The 11,757-nt window shown below is 55.1% G+C and carries 13 protein-coding genes; 3 read left to right on the top strand and 10 right to left on the bottom strand.

Annotated features, from left to right (window positions below; translation table 11 throughout):
* Nucleotides 1–16 precede the first annotated feature (16 nt).
* Entirely contained in the window at nt 17–157 is a 141-nt protein-coding gene (locus N7220_RS00670; RefSeq protein ID WP_283149546.1) for an NUDIX hydrolase, read from the bottom strand.
* Nucleotides 158–188: 31 nt separating this feature from the next.
* Nucleotides 189–776: a LexA family protein gene (locus N7220_RS00665; RefSeq protein WP_283149545.1), complete on the bottom strand. Its 588-nt coding sequence runs from the start codon at nt 774–776 to the stop codon at nt 189–191.
* 59 nt (nt 777–835) lie between these two features.
* On the opposite strand from N7220_RS00665, the gene N7220_RS00660 reads away from it, so the two are divergent.
* From N7220_RS00660 to N7220_RS00650, 3 genes are all read left to right on the top strand, one after another.
* Complete coding sequence (locus N7220_RS00660) at nt 836–1,885, top strand: tRNA dihydrouridine synthase (RefSeq protein WP_283149544.1); 1,050 nt, start codon at nt 836–838, stop codon at nt 1,883–1,885.
* Nucleotides 1,886–1,962: 77 nt separating this feature from the next.
* Nucleotides 1,963–2,796 (top strand): undecaprenyl-diphosphate phosphatase, encoded by an 834-nt coding sequence (locus N7220_RS00655; protein WP_283149543.1) that lies wholly within the window; start codon nt 1,963–1,965, stop codon nt 2,794–2,796.
* A 9-nt stretch (nt 2,797–2,805) separates the two neighbouring features.
* Nucleotides 2,806–3,351 carry a FixH family protein gene (locus N7220_RS00650; RefSeq protein ID WP_283149542.1) on the top strand — a complete coding sequence of 182 codons (546 nt, stop codon included), beginning with the start codon at nt 2,806–2,808 and terminating at the stop codon, nt 3,349–3,351.
* A gap of 128 nt (nt 3,352–3,479) precedes the next feature.
* Here N7220_RS00650 and N7220_RS00645 read toward each other — a convergent pair whose 3' ends face one another.
* From N7220_RS00645 to N7220_RS00610, 8 genes are all read right to left on the bottom strand, one after another.
* The gene (locus N7220_RS00645) at nt 3,480–3,977 is read right to left on the bottom strand and encodes a FixH family protein (RefSeq protein WP_283149541.1); all 498 of its coding nucleotides are present in this window, start codon (nt 3,975–3,977) and stop codon (nt 3,480–3,482) included.
* A gap of 113 nt (nt 3,978–4,090) precedes the next feature.
* On the bottom strand, nt 4,091–5,539 hold the full coding sequence (ccoG, locus tag N7220_RS00640; protein WP_283149540.1) for a cytochrome c oxidase accessory protein CcoG: 1,449 nt from the start codon (nt 5,537–5,539) through the stop codon (nt 4,091–4,093).
* 142 nt (nt 5,540–5,681) lie between these two features.
* Nucleotides 5,682–6,602 (bottom strand): cytochrome-c oxidase, cbb3-type subunit III, encoded by a 921-nt coding sequence (ccoP, locus tag N7220_RS00635; protein WP_283149539.1) that lies wholly within the window; start codon nt 6,600–6,602, stop codon nt 5,682–5,684.
* Nucleotides 6,603–6,628: 26 nt separating this feature from the next.
* Nucleotides 6,629–6,799 (bottom strand): cbb3-type cytochrome oxidase subunit 3, encoded by a 171-nt coding sequence (locus N7220_RS00630; RefSeq protein ID WP_283149538.1) that lies wholly within the window; start codon nt 6,797–6,799, stop codon nt 6,629–6,631.
* A gap of 5 nt (nt 6,800–6,804) precedes the next feature.
* Nucleotides 6,805–7,419, bottom strand: coding sequence for a cytochrome-c oxidase, cbb3-type subunit II (gene ccoO, locus N7220_RS00625; protein ID WP_283149537.1), 615 nt, complete (start codon nt 7,417–7,419; stop codon nt 6,805–6,807).
* A gap of 25 nt (nt 7,420–7,444) precedes the next feature.
* Nucleotides 7,445–8,866, bottom strand: a complete 1,422-nt coding sequence (ccoN, locus tag N7220_RS00620) for a cytochrome-c oxidase, cbb3-type subunit I (protein WP_283149536.1) — start codon at nt 8,864–8,866, stop codon at nt 7,445–7,447.
* A 209-nt stretch (nt 8,867–9,075) separates the two neighbouring features.
* The gene (gene ccoS, locus N7220_RS00615) at nt 9,076–9,267 is read right to left on the bottom strand and encodes a cbb3-type cytochrome oxidase assembly protein CcoS (RefSeq protein WP_283149535.1); all 192 of its coding nucleotides are present in this window, start codon (nt 9,265–9,267) and stop codon (nt 9,076–9,078) included.
* Nucleotides 9,267–11,735, bottom strand: coding sequence for a heavy metal translocating P-type ATPase (locus N7220_RS00610; protein ID WP_283149534.1), 2,469 nt, complete (start codon nt 11,733–11,735; stop codon nt 9,267–9,269). The genes ccoS and N7220_RS00610 overlap by 1 nt, the downstream gene beginning before the upstream one ends.
* Between the last annotated feature and the right edge of the window lie 22 nt (nt 11,736–11,757).

Raw genomic sequence — 11,757 nt, 5'->3', positions numbered from 1 at the left:
TTCCAGGAGGCGTGGACTAGATGGTCGGGAAGGTTGAATAGATGCGCCCAATCCGCGCACCTTCAAGCCCTTGCCGGGTATATGGGACGATATTCTGCGGCAAAGCGTCCAGCGGATACCAGCCCAACGCGTCTTGTTTGTCTGGCCAGAGGGGCACGCGGCCAACGGCGCCAGCCCGAAACCAACCGTTAGCGGTACTTGCGCACCAGCCCCACCATCACGCCGTAAATCTCCAATCCTTCTTGCGGGCGGATTGGCGAGAACTCCGGGTTACGCGGCAACAACATGAAACCTTGCTTGTCGCGCCCAAGTTCTTTGAGCGTGTATTCGTCATCTATGATGGCCACGACAATATCGCCAACGCTGGCGGCAGGGCGTTTTTCGACGATGGCGATATCACCATCATGAATGCCAGCCTCAATCATCGACTCGCCGCGAACGCGCACCATGATGGTGGCAGAGGGGCGATTGACCAGATAGTCGTCAATAGAGAGCGCTTCGCTCATGGCGTCGTTCGCGGCGGCGGGCAAACCCGCTGGCACCGGAAAGTCCGCCAACTCACGTTCAAAGAAGCGTTTGGTGGGCGCCAGGCGTTTATCGGGCGTCATTTCGATATAACCGGCCAGCATCAGGCGCTTGACCAGCGCTGAAACGGCAGACTTGGATGCCATACCCAGCATTTCGCCGATGACGGCATAGGACGGCAAACTGCGGTAGTTAGAATAATAATCCTGAAGTTTGCCCAGGTACTCGGTATCGCGATTGGGGTTGCCCATGATGCGCTCACAGAACATTCGTTCAACATAGGGTATGTGAACGAACGTTCTGTTGTCAAATGCATAGGACCTCGACTGTTGCCAGCCTGGCGGCCTTAAGCAAACAAGCCGGGCCAGGGTACAATGGCGGCTGTTATTTTGACTGGCTACCGGCTTTGCGTATTTATCTGGCCCCGATGGAAGGGCTGCTTGATCACGTTTTGCGCGATGTTTTGACTCGTGCAGGTGGTGTTGATCTTTGTGTCAGCGAATTCATTCGGGTTTCTGGCTCGTTGCTGCCCAAACGCATCTTCTATCGTTTCGTCCCTGAGCTGCTGAATGGCGGGAAAACGCCAGCGGGTGTGCCAGTGCGCGTTCAGTTGCTGGGATCAGACCCCGCCTGCATGGCCGAAAACGCGGAACGTCTGGCATCGCTCAGTCCCCCTGGTATCGATCTGAACTTTGGTTGTCCGGCTAAAACCGTCAACCGACATGGCGGCGGGGCGTTATTGCTCAAGACGCCAGAAGTGATCCATGAGGTTGTTAGCGCGGTGCGGCGAGCGGTGCCGGCACATATTCCTGTAACCACCAAGATGCGCTTGGGTTACGAAGACCAAAGTCTGACGCTGGAATGCGCGCACGCCATGCAAGACGGGGGCTCGGCCGAACTGGTCGTACATGCGCGAACCAAGACAGACGGTTATCGCCCGCCCGCCTATTGGGAAAAACTCCCGGCCATTCGTGAGGCACTTTCGATTCCGGTAATTGCCAATGGCGAAATCTGGACTGCTGCGGACTTTCATCGCTGCCGCGAAGTATCCGGCTGCGAAGATGTCATGATCGGGCGCGGCATGGTGGCCAACCCCGGCTTGGCATTGCAAGCGCTCGGCCACGCTGGTTTGGCCTGGTCCGATCTGGCCCCGTTGGTGCAGCTGTTTTGGCATAACGTGGAATCGCGCATTCTTCCCAAATACCAGGCCGGCCGCGCCAAGCAGTGGCTGGGTTATTTGCGCCGTACATATCCGCAAGCTGATGCTGTTTTTATCGAGGGCAGGGCGTTGCAAGAAGGCAAAGATCTCGTGGCGTTAATGCTTGCCTCCATGCAGGCTGAAGCCGCTGTTTTGGTCTGAGATTGGCCTACCCGCGACGAGTTGTCATGATTTGCGGTTATCAACAAATATAATTTGACGTTCAAGGAGACGCCTTTATGGCGCTGCAGCTGGAAAGTATTCTTTTTGCCGTAATGCAAGGTGTGAGCGAGTTGTTTCCGGTGAGTAGTCTGGGGCACGGCGTCATTGTCCCCGATTTGCTGCATTGGCAACTGGACCCGCGTTCCCCGCAATTTCTGCCGTTCATGGTGGTTTTGCATTTAGGCACTGCACTGGCTTTGCTGCTGTATTTCCGTAAAGACTGGATCTCGTTGATTGCCGACTTCTTTCGCGGCGGCTGTATGCCGGGTAATTCCGCAGCGCGACCACTGTGGCTGGTCGTCGCTGGTACCATTCCCGCCGGCTTGCTGGGTTTGTTGCTGGAAAAGAAAATCCGCATGCTGTTTGCCAGCAGCACCATCGTATTGGCGTTTCTGATCGTGAATGGCGTCATGCTGATTGCCGGAGACCGCTTTGCCCGTCGCCGCTCTAGTGGCCGCAAGCTGGAAAGCCTGACCTTTTTTGAGGCAATCAAAATCGGCTTTGCGCAAAGCCTGGCGCTGATTCCCGGTATTTCCCGTTCGGGCAGCACCTTGCTGGGCGGCTTGTCGCAGGGCCTGGATTACGAAGCATCCGCGCGTTTTTCGTTTCTGCTGGCAACGCCGATCATCTTGGCGGCGGGCATTCTGGAATTGCCTAAAGCCATACACGAAGCCGGTCCACTGCCATTGTCACTCATGCTTATTTGCGGCGTGATCGCCGGTGTCTGCGCTTATCTGAGCACATGGCTGCTGATGCGATACTTCAAAACGCATGAAATCAAAGCCTTGCGACCCTTTGGCTGGTACTGCATTGCCGTGGGTATCCTGGGTCTGGCAGTGAAATTGGCATAAGGAACAAACATGGTATCCACGACTGAAAACAATCACAGCCGCAAACCCTGGTACAAAGAGCCCGGGCCGTGGCTGGTGATGGCGGGTCCAGCGGTGGTGGTTGTAGGCAGCTTGTTCTGCGTCTACCTGGCATTCTCGCGTGAAGACGATCTGGTTACGCAGAATTATTATCAGGCTGGCCAGGCCATAAACCAGCGCATGCACGAGGACGAACAAGCCAAGTTGCTCGGGCTGGATGGCAAGCTGACGCTGGACGTGGTGCGCGGTCACGTTGAGTTGTTGTTGGACAATCCCAAAAATCAGCAATTACCGCCAGTATTACAGATGGATCTGGCACACCCGACACAAGAAAAGCTGGATCAGCATGTGTTGCTAAGCAAGGTGGATGGCGGTCATTACCTGGCCAATATCGAGCCGACCAAAGCTACACGCTGGCATATCTCGATTCAGAATCAGGAATTGTGGCGCATGGAAGGCGAATGGGATGCGGCAAAAACCGGTGATACCGTGGGTGTCAAACCCACGGTGCAAACCGTCGCGCCGGCGGAAAACTGATCTGGTTTGATTCTGGCTTGTGCTGCGGCATCTGAATGAATCCGATAGCCGCTGCACCAGTCAAAAAACATAAAGCCCTGCGATATCAGGGCTTTATGTTTTTGGTGCCAAGAACGGATATTTTGGCGCTATTGGCCCGCCGGGCGCAGTGGCGCAGACAGCGATTGCTCTGGCTTGAAGCTACCCTGCAAACGCCACTGGTTGGCATTGTCAGCTAGATCCAGCCCCCATCGTGCATTGCCAAGAGAGCCAGGCAATTTGCCGATAAAGTCAGTAGCAGACTGCGCTTTTAGCTGAACTTTCTGGTCCAGTTCAGAACGGGTAGGGTGGACGAACTGCAGGCGCAGTACATCACCGACCGGCTTGTTCAGAACGAGATGAATGGTCTGCCGATCGGCATCCATCGTGAAATGAGCGTTCAAGCCCAAGCGCGCTGCCGCCTGATCACGCGCCACGACTTTGGTGACCTCTTCGCCTTGCTTGGCATAATCGTCAACCACCGTGCCATCGTTGGATTTGGCGGCGATCCAGATCATGTTGATGCAACCCAGAATGGCGGCTATCGGAAACATCAGGATGAACCATGCCCACGGCGATTTGTACCAAGGCTTCTTTTGTTGCTGCATACGTGCGGTCTTTACTTTGCTCGATAAATAGATAGATATATAAAGTAAATCAAAAGCATTGGGCCAGCAGACGAAATACCCGAATCCGCTGGCCCAGCTTGTGTCGTCGTGGATTACTGGTTTTGCCCGATAAAGCTCGACTTCTCGCGCACTTGAATCTTCGGGTTATCCACTGCCTGAATGATAAAGACAATGGGGTGACTGCCTGCTTTCGCATTCGCGGCATCAACATGCACACGCACGCCGACGTCTTCCTGGTCAGTTGATTTCACCAGAACCTTATTCCCACCGTCGACCAGAATCTTCATGCCCGGCAAACCTTCGACCCCGATCGAGTAGCTATGGTTCTGTTCGTCAGCGTTTTCGATTTGCAGGCGATAACTGTTTTCCAGCATGCCGTCTTCTGCTTCACGTACCAGCGCAACTCGATCCCGGGCTATGTTCACCTTGACCGGTTGATGCTGAACCAGCGAAACAATGGTTACGGCAGCCACAATGAACAGGACGACACCGTACATCAAGACGCGGGGACGCTTCAGTCGGGACCAGAATTGCGACTCTGGATAAACGTGATTGAGTGCGTTTTCCGTGGTGTAGCGAATCAGGCCACGCGGATAGCTCATTTTATCCATGACCTCATCGCAGGCGTCGATACATGCCGCGCAACCGATACATTCGTATTGCAACCCGTCCCGGATATCAATGCCGACGGGGCATACCTGCACGCACATCTTGCAGTCAATGCAGTCACCCAGGCCATCTGCCTTGTAATCACTGCCTTTTTTGCGGCTACCGCGTTGCTCGCCTCGCTCCGGGTCGTACGAAACAATGAGCGTGTCGGCATCAAACATGGCGCTCTGAAAGCGTGCATACGGGCACATATACTTGCAGACCTGCTCGCGTAGCCAACCAGCGTTGCCATAAGTTGCAAAACCGTAGAACAGCACCCAGAACAGCTCAAGAGTACCCAATGTCAGCGTGGTCAATTCCATCCACAGTTCGCGAATGGGCATGAAATAGCCAACAAAAGTAAAACCGGTCCACAACGCAAACAGGATCCAGATCGCATGCTTGGTTAGCTTCAGGCGTAATTTGCGCACATTCAGCGGGCCGTTATCCAGCTTCAGGCGCGCCATGCGATCACCTTCCACCCATTTTTCTATCCACAAGAAAATTTCGGTGTAGACCGTTTGCGGACAGGAGTAGCCGCACCAGATGCGCCCGGCAATGGTGGTCCAGGCAAACAGGCCGAAGGCGCAAAGCAGCAGCAGGGCGGTCAGGTAGATAAAGTCTTGCGGCAGGAAAACAATGTTAAAAATAAAGAATTTGCGATTAGCCAGATCAAACAGAAGCGCTTGCCGATCATTGATGTTGATCCACGGCATACCGTAGAAAAACAACTGCGTGGCCACCACAAAGAAAATTCGCCATTTATTGAAGACGCCATTGATCCAGCGCGGATAGATCTTTTTGTGCTTGGCATAGAGCCTGACTTCTTCATACTCACCTTGATCGTTAACCTCGACGACGGTGACGGGAATATCTTGCAGTTTCTTGCTCATGATCGGGAATCCTGTTGCTGCCACGCTTGCACGCAAATGCGGGTGGTAGATTTCGCTCATTCAAGGGCGAAATGAAAAACGGGCGGAATAAGCCGCCCGTTTTTTTTTCGCTTTTAACAGCTTTCAAGCATGACGCACCGGGTTACTGGGCGTTCTGCGAGTTGTGCGACAAACCGTATACATAACCTGCCAGCACATGCACCTTGGCATCGCCCAGGAAGTCTTTCCATGCCGGCATCTGGTTGTTACGGCCGTTAGTAACGGTTTCGATGATGGTGGATTCAGACTTGCCATACAGCCAAACGCCGCTTGGATGGGTCAGATTCGGGGCACCAACATCAATATTACCGTGACCATCCGGGCCATGACAGGCTGCGCAAACTTGCTTGAAGGTGGCTTCGCCTCGACCGGCGCGTTCATCATCAAACTTGTTGCCGGAAATCTTCAGCACATAGTTGGCAACGTCACGCACTTTTTCTTCACCAAATGCAGCACCGAACGCCGGCATCTGGCCGTGACGACCAAAGCTGATGGTTTGCACGATACGATCCGGTGTACCGCCGTACATCCAGTCATGATGAACCAGATTCGGGAAGCCCTTCGCACCGCGAGCATCCGCACCGTGACACTGCAGACAGTAGGTCAGGAACAGACGCTTGCCCATTTCTTGCGCTTGTGGATTCTGCGCAACTTGCTCAACTGGCATCTTCAGGAACTGATCATACAGCGGACCGTACTTGGCATCAGCTTTGGCGGTTTCTTCTTTGTACTGGCCAGTTGCGCTCCAGTGCTTGAGGTTACCAATGGCCACACCGGGGTAAAGCGCCAGATAGCCAACAGCAAAGCAAAGGGTCAGCACAAACAGACCGACCCACCAACCCGGCAGCGGATTGTTATATTCCTGCAAGTCGCCGTCCCAGACGTGATCCAGGGTCTGGACTTTTTCGCCCTTCTTGACCTTGATCACGCTTTGGCTCTTGAGCAGATAGCCCAAGCCGATCAGCGAAACGATGACGATTACGGTGATGTAAACGCCCCAAAAACTACTATAAAAATCAGTCATTTATGACTCCGCGCGGTGAACTGCTTTTATTTTTGCCCAGACGAAGACGCAGGCAGGTCATCGTCGAGAAGGGGCGCGCGGCCCGCTTCCTCCATTTCATCCTTTGTGCCCTTGCTGAATGCCCAGATAATCAGGGCAACAAAGCACAGGAAACCCAGAACGGTGACGCTGATGCGCAACAAATCCTGCCAAGCCATGTCTGTTACCTCTTGTTTTTCAGCGCCAGACCCAAGCCTTGCAGATAGGCAATGACAGCTTCCATTTCGGATTTGCCTTCAGCATCTTTGGTCGCGTTAGCGATGTCTTGATCGGTGTATGGCACACCAACACGACGCAGGGCGCGCATTTTGGCAGGCAGGCTTTCTGCATCCACCTTGTTTGCGGCCAGCCACGGGAACGCTGGCATGATCGACTCAGGCACCACATCACGCGGATTGGTCAAGTGGGCGCGATGCCACTCATCCGAGTAACGACCGCCAACACGAGCCAGGTCCGGACCAGTACGCTTGGAGCCCCACAGGAACGGGTGATCGTAAACCGACTCGCCGCCCACCGAATAATGGCCGTAGCGTTCGGTTTCTGCGCGGAACGGGCGAATCATTTGCGAGTGGCAGTTGTAACAGCCTTCGCGCAGATAAATATCACGACCAGCCAGTTGCAGCGCGGTGTAGGGTTTGACGCCTTCAATTGGCTGCGTGGTGGACTTGGAGAACGCCAGTGGCAGGATTTCCACCATCATCGCGACGCTAATGGTCAGGATGGTCAGCAAAATCAGCCAGAAGACGTTCTGTTCGATCAGTTTTTGAATTCTTTCCATTTAATCTCTTCTCCGTCTTCGGCAATCAGGCGTGTGCGTGCACTGCTGGGATTTGCGCATTGACCGGAGTGCCGGAGAAAGCGGTACGCAGCGTGTTGTAAAGCATCAGCACCATGCCGGAGAGGAACAATACGCCACCCAGGAAGCGGATGATGTAGTACGGGTGGGTTGCTTTTACCGCATCAATAAATGCGTAGGTCAGCGTGCCATCCGGATTCACCGCACGCCACATCAGGCCTTCGGTTACGCCGGCAATCCACATGGAAGCGATATACAGCACGGTACCCAGCGTCGCGACCCAGAAGTGAACCTCAATCAGCTTCACCGACCACATTTCTTCTTTGTTGAACAGGCGCGGGATCAGGTAGTAGATCGAGCCGATCGTGATCATCGCCACCCAGCCCAGAGCGCCGGAGTGCACGTGACCGATGGTCCAGTCGGTGTAGTGCGAAAGCGCATTTACCGTCTTGATGGCCATCATCGGGCCTTCGAAGGTGGACATACCGTAGAACGACAGGGCTGTGATCAGGAACTTCAGGATAGGATCAGTACGCAGTTTGTGCCACGCACCGGACAGCGTCATGATGCCGTTGATCATGCCACCCCAGCTTGGCGCCAGCAGAATCAGCGAGAACACCATACCCAGCGACTGGGTCCAGTCTGGCAGAGCGGTGTAATGCAGATGGTGAGGGCCAGCCCACATATAGGTGAAGATCAGCGCCCAGAAGTGAACCACTGACAGGCGATACGAGTAGATCGGGCGACCGGCTTGTTTAGGCACAAAGTAATACATCATGCCCAGGAAGCCTGCGGTCAGGAAAAAGCCCACGGCGTTGTGGCCGTACCACCATTGCACCATGGCATCCACAGCACCGGCGTACACCGAGTAGGACTTCCACATGCTGACCGGTACAAACGCGCTATTCACAATGTGCAGCAGCGCTACGGCCAGAATGAAGCCACCGTAGAACCAGTTTGCCACGTAAATATGCTTGACCTTGCGCTTGGCCAGTGTGCCGAAGAACACCACGGCATAGGTAACCCAGACCACGGCGATCAACAGCTTGATAGGCCATTCCATCTCGGCATATTCCTTGTTGAAAGTAATGCCGAGCGGGTAGGTGATGGCACAAGCCACGATGACGACTTGCCAGCCCCAGAAAGTAAAGGCGGCCAGCTTGTCGCTGAACAGCCGCACGTTACAGGTGCGCTGAACCACGTAATACGAAGTAGCAAAAAGGCCACTGCCGCCAAACGCGAAAATCACCGCGCTGGTGTGGAGCGCTCGCAAGCGCCCGAAGTGGAAGTAAGGACCGAAATTCAACTCCGGCCATGCAAGCTGAGATGCAATGACGACACCTACCAACATACCGACGATACCCCACACGACGGTCATGATGGCAAATTGCCGCACCACTTTGTAATTGTATGTGGCTTGGTTTTCCATAAAGCGCTCCGAGAAAGCTCCAAAACAGCAAAGGTAAATCTTTGAATGCGTGCCCATGAAAGCAGGGCGAACAGGTTAAAACCTGTTTTATGCATTATGCGTATTAGTAGTGATTCTGAAATGTAGCTGGCGGGATGTATACGCAGCATTGACGCGTATCAAACCCAGCCTTGGTCGGGCGGTATTTTAGCGCGCCGCCAGTCAATCAGTCAGTTGTTTTTTTGGTTTTCAACCTTATTTTGCGGCGATGCGGCATCCGGGCTGTCGTCATCTTGCAAAATACGGTGTGCTGGACCTTCCAGATCATCAAACTGGCCATTGCGCATGCACCACCAAAACAGAATGCCGATCAAGAACACCAGTACAACGGAAAGCGGGATTAACAGATACAGGCTTTCCATTAGTTAATTCCCTGGTTTGAAACCCGTTTCTTGTTGCGCTGCAAAGAGAAAGGTGCGGCCAGTCGAATCGCGTTGGCCACCACCAGCAATGAACTGAGCGCCATTCCCAAGCTGGCCAGCCAAGGCGTTACCAAGCCGCAAATCGCCAGCGGTAAAGCCACAACGTTATAAACCAGTGCCCAAGTCAGATTCTGCCGGATGATGCTGCGCGTTTTCAGCGCCAGCGACAAGGCGAATGGCAGGTGATCAAGTCGGCAATCATAAAGAACGGCATCGCCGGTAGCTTGGGCCACATCAACGCCGGACCCCATTGCGACTGAAACATTGGCTAGCGCTAGAACCGGCGCATCGTTTACGCCATCGCCCACCATCAAAACCTTGCGACCTTGTTGTTGCAGATCACGGATATAAGTCAATTTGTCTTCGGGCGAGGCATTTGCTCGCCATTGCATAATAGACAATTCGCCGGCCAAGCGGCCCGCAGCGACTTCGTTGTCGCCACTCAATAGATGTAGCTGATAGCCGCGGGCGAGCAAAGACTTGATGGTGTCGGCGGCCTCAGCGCGTGCACTATCGGCCAACTCAAAACGCGCCAACCAGGCTTGTTCGCTGACTAGCCAGATTTCAGTTCCGCGCCCTGGATTGCCGGCAGGCGAGGGAGGCACTGCGTTGCATTGGGTTGCAGCAAATTCCCGATTGCCGATCGCATACCGGATGCCCTCGATATTGCCGGTCAAACCGCCGCCGGGATGATTGGCGACATTGGTGGCGTGAAGGGGGGTAGCAGCGATAAGGGCGCGGGCCAGCGGGTGTTCGGATTGGGCTTCCAGCGCTGCTGCAATGTGTTGAGCCGAAACTGCGTCGCCGGAGTAAGCCTCCATTGCCACCACCTTGGGTTGGCCGAGCGTCAGCGTGCCGGTTTTATCAAACACGATATCAGTGATGCCCACCATCGCCTCCAGCGTGTGACCACGGGTGATCAGCAGGCCGCGCCGCGCTAGATGGCCGGTCGTTGCCGTCAAGGCCGCTGGCGTTGCCAGGGATAGTGCACAGGGGCAAGAGATAACCAGTACGGCAATGGCGATGGGCAGGGCATGTACCGGATCATGTACGTGCCAATACCACCAGGCACCCAACGCAGCCAGCAGCAGCAGCGTCACAAAAATACCCGCAACGCGGTCGGCTATGCGGGCAACTCGGGGTTTTTCGGCTAGCGCGCGATCAAGCAGGCGGACGATTCCCGCTAGCCTGGTACCTTCCCCGACGCGGGTTGCTTCGATGAGCAGAGGGGAAGTCAGGTTAACGGTACCGGCAGTGACCATTTGCGCCGGTGCTTTGCCAATGGGCGCGCTTTCGCCAGTCAGTAGCGACTCGTTTACATCGCTGCGCCCATCCAGTACCACCCCGTCAGCCGGAATGGTTTCGCCCGGCTTAACCAGAATACGGTCACCCGCACGCACGTGAACTACGGCGACCTCTTCGAGCTGCGTATAACCCGGTGCGACCTGGCGATGAGCAAAGGCCGGCAACATGCCCGCAAGCTCATCCAGCGCGGCGCTGGCGCGACTGCGCGCACGGCTTTCCAGGTAACGCCCAGTCAGCAGCAAGAACACAAACATCGACACTGAATCAAAATAGACATCGCCGCGCCTGGTCAACAGCGCGAGCGTACTTGCGGCAAAGGCAGCCAGCACGCCGATGGTAATGGGCAAATCCATCCCCGCGCGACCACGGCGCAGATCGCGCCAACTTGATACGTAAAACGGCCAGCTGGAATACAGCACAACCGGCATTGTCATCAGAAACTCGGCCCAATACAGCAGCGATAACCATTGCGGCGCTATATCGGCAGTGCCGTTGATGTACACCGGCACGGTAAACATCATGACCTGCATCATAGAGAGGCCCGCCACCCAGAGCCGGAACAGGGCCGATTTGCGCGCCTTGTCAGCAGCGGCTTCCTGGCGGGAGCGATCATATGGCTGGGCGCGATAGCCTATCCCGGCAACAGCTTGAAGAATCTGCGAGAGCTTGACCTTGCTGTTATCCCAAGTCACTCGGGCACGGTGGGTGGTGTAGTTGATGGCAACATCTTGTACGCCGGGCAGCTTGCCGATCTGCCGTTCGTTGAGCCAGACGCAGGCGGCACAGGTGATGCCGTCGATCAGCAGGGAAGCCTCACGGATTTCGCCCGGCTGGTTGATGACAAAGCCATGTTGCAGATCCGGATCGTCATATAGCCGCAGGCGTTCCTGCATTTCGGTCGGCAGAGGCTGGGCGCGATCGGCGGGTTTTTCACGTTGTTCGTAATAGTCACCCAAGCCGGCGTCGATAATGCTTTGCGCGACAGCCTGGCAGCCAGCGCAACAGGCGGGGCGCGGGATTTCCCGATAGAGAATGGGTAGATCCAGATTACGGGGAACGGGCTCGCCGCAATGAAAGCAGGGCGCGCTGGCAATATCATTCATGGTGGCGGCAATTGTACCGATT

This window comes from Silvimonas soli, assembly GCF_030035605.1.
Taxonomy (GTDB): Bacteria; Pseudomonadota; Gammaproteobacteria; order Burkholderiales; family Chitinibacteraceae; genus Silvimonas; species Silvimonas soli.
Note: the sequence above shows the minus strand (reverse complement) of the source record. Positions and strands in the feature narration are given on the sequence as shown.

What these genes read in the sequence shown, in the direction of transcription:
- ccoO (WP_283149537.1), bottom strand. Translation starts at nt 7,419, where the DNA reads ATGGAAAGAATTCAAAAACTGATCGAACAGAACGTCTTCTGGCTGATT.
- ccoP (WP_283149539.1), bottom strand. Translation starts at nt 6,602, where the DNA reads ATGACTGATTTTTATAGTAGTTTTTGGGGCGTTTACATCACCGTAATC.
- ccoN (WP_283149536.1), bottom strand. Translation starts at nt 8,866, where the DNA reads ATGGAAAACCAAGCCACATACAATTACAAAGTGGTGCGGCAATTTGCC.
- N7220_RS00660 (WP_283149544.1), top strand. Translation starts at nt 836, where the DNA reads ATGCATAGGACCTCGACTGTTGCCAGCCTGGCGGCCTTAAGCAAACAA.
- ccoG (WP_283149540.1), bottom strand. Translation starts at nt 5,539, where the DNA reads ATGAGCAAGAAACTGCAAGATATTCCCGTCACCGTCGTCGAGGTTAAC.
- N7220_RS00630 (WP_283149538.1), bottom strand. Translation starts at nt 6,799, where the DNA reads ATGGCTTGGCAGGATTTGTTGCGCATCAGCGTCACCGTTCTGGGTTTC.
- N7220_RS00655 (WP_283149543.1), top strand. Translation starts at nt 1,963, where the DNA reads ATGGCGCTGCAGCTGGAAAGTATTCTTTTTGCCGTAATGCAAGGTGTG.
- N7220_RS00645 (WP_283149541.1), bottom strand. Translation starts at nt 3,977, where the DNA reads ATGCAGCAACAAAAGAAGCCTTGGTACAAATCGCCGTGGGCATGGTTC.
- N7220_RS00650 (WP_283149542.1), top strand. Translation starts at nt 2,806, where the DNA reads ATGGTATCCACGACTGAAAACAATCACAGCCGCAAACCCTGGTACAAA.
- N7220_RS00665 (WP_283149545.1), bottom strand. Translation starts at nt 776, where the DNA reads ATGGGCAACCCCAATCGCGATACCGAGTACCTGGGCAAACTTCAGGAT.
- N7220_RS00610 (WP_283149534.1), bottom strand. Translation starts at nt 11,735, where the DNA reads ATGAATGATATTGCCAGCGCGCCCTGCTTTCATTGCGGCGAGCCCGTT.
- ccoS (WP_283149535.1), bottom strand. Translation starts at nt 9,267, where the DNA reads ATGGAAAGCCTGTATCTGTTAATCCCGCTTTCCGTTGTACTGGTGTTC.